The following is a 1,727-nucleotide window of genomic DNA, read 5'->3' on the forward strand; positions in this document are numbered from 1 at the left end:
ATGAAGGTACTCGTGCCTGTCAAACGCGTGATTGACTATAATGTGAAGGTCCGCGTTAAAGCGGACGGTAGCGGTGTTGATCTCGCCAATGTCAAAATGTCGATGAACCCATTCGACGAGATTGCGGTGGAAGAGGCGATCCGCCTGAAAGAAGCGGGCAAGGCTGACGAAGTCGTTGCCGTTTCGATCGGTGTGAAGCAGTCGCAGGAAACCCTGCGGACCGCGCTGGCCATGGGTGCCGACCGCGCCATTCTGGTTGTGGCTGCCGATGACGTCCATCAGGACATCGAGCCGCTGGCCGTTGCCAAGATCCTGGCCAAAGTGGTCGAGGAAGAGCAGCCCGGCATCGTTCTGGCGGGCAAGCAGGCGATCGACAACGACATGAACGCCACCGGCCAGATGCTGTCGGCCCTGCTGGGCTGGAGCCAGGGCACCTTTGCGTCCGAGCTGGACATCGAAGGTGACAGCGCCAAGATCACCCGCGAGGTTGATGGCGGCCTGCAGACCATCAGCGTCAAGATGCCGACCATCGTGACCGTTGACCTGCGCCTGAACGAGCCGCGCTATGCGTCGCTGCCCAACATCATGAAGGCGAAGAAAAAGCCGCTGGATGAGAAAACCGCCGCCGATTACGGCGTCGACGTCACGCCGCGCCTCGAGGTCGTCAAGACCGAAGAGCCGCCGGCACGTGCCGCTGGCATCATCGTGGGTTCGGTCGACGAACTGGTTTCGAAACTCAAAGAAGCGGGGGCTGTGTAATGGCTGTACTTCTTCTTGCCGAAGTCAACAATGGTGAGCTGGCGCTGGACGCCACCGCCAAGGCCGTCAATGCCGCGAAAGTTCTGGGTGATGTGACCGTTCTGGCTGCAGGCGGTTCCGCCGCTGCTGCCGGTGAGGCCGCCGCCAAGATCGACGGCGTGTCCAAGGTTCTGGTTGCCGAAGATGCCTCGCTGGGCCACCGCCTGGCGGAATCGACCGCTGCGCTGATCGTGGGTCTGGCCGACGGGTACGAGCACATCGTGGCACCCGCAACCACCGACGCCAAGAACGTGATGCCGCGCGTGGCAGCACTTCTGGACGTGATGGTGATCTCGGATGCATCCGGCGTTGTTGACGGCTCGACCTTCGAGCGTCCGATCTATGCGGGCAACGCGATCCAGACCGTGAAATCGAACGACGCCAAGAAGGTTGTCACCCTGCGGACCGCCAGCTTTGACGCGGCGGGCGAAGGCGGTTCGGCCCCGGTCGAGACCATCTCGGTTGGTGAAAACCCGGGTCTGTCGTCGTGGGTCGAGGACAAGGTTGCTGAAAGCGATCGTCCGGAACTGACCTCGGCTGGCGTTGTCGTCTCGGGTGGCCGCGGTGTCGGTTCGGAAGAGGACTTCAAACTGATCGAGGGTCTGGCCGACAAACTGGGCGCGGCTGTTGGCGCTTCGCGCGCGGCGGTCGACTCGGGCTACGCGCCGAACGACTGGCAGGTGGGTCAGACCGGCAAGGTTGTTGCCCCGGACCTCTATGTCGCCGTCGGCATCTCGGGCGCGATCCAGCACCTGGCGGGCATGAAGGACTCCAAGGTCATCGTGGCGATCAACAAGGACGAAGAAGCGCCGATCTTTCAGGTCGCAGACTTCGGACTGGTCGCAGACCTGTTCGCTGCAGTCCCGGAACTCACCGAAAAACTCGGTTGAGTTGGAACAGAGATTTTTCGACGAAAAATCCTGCAAGGC

The 1,727-nt window shown here is 61.8% G+C and carries 2 protein-coding genes; both read left to right on the forward strand.

The features are described 5' to 3' along the window. The gene (locus tag ACR0D6_RS22515; protein WP_170653210.1) at positions 1-759 is read left to right on the forward strand and encodes an electron transfer flavoprotein subunit beta/FixA family protein; all 759 of its coding nucleotides are present in this window, start codon (positions 1-3) and stop codon (positions 757-759) included. Continuing rightward, entirely contained in the window at positions 759-1,688 is a 930-nt protein-coding gene (locus tag ACR0D6_RS22520) for an electron transfer flavoprotein subunit alpha/FixB family protein (protein WP_170653212.1), read from the forward strand. The genes ACR0D6_RS22515 and ACR0D6_RS22520 overlap by 1 nt, the downstream gene beginning before the upstream one ends. Positions 1,689-1,727 lie beyond the last annotated feature (39 nt).

This window comes from Ruegeria sp. BJ6 (assembly GCF_056537885.1).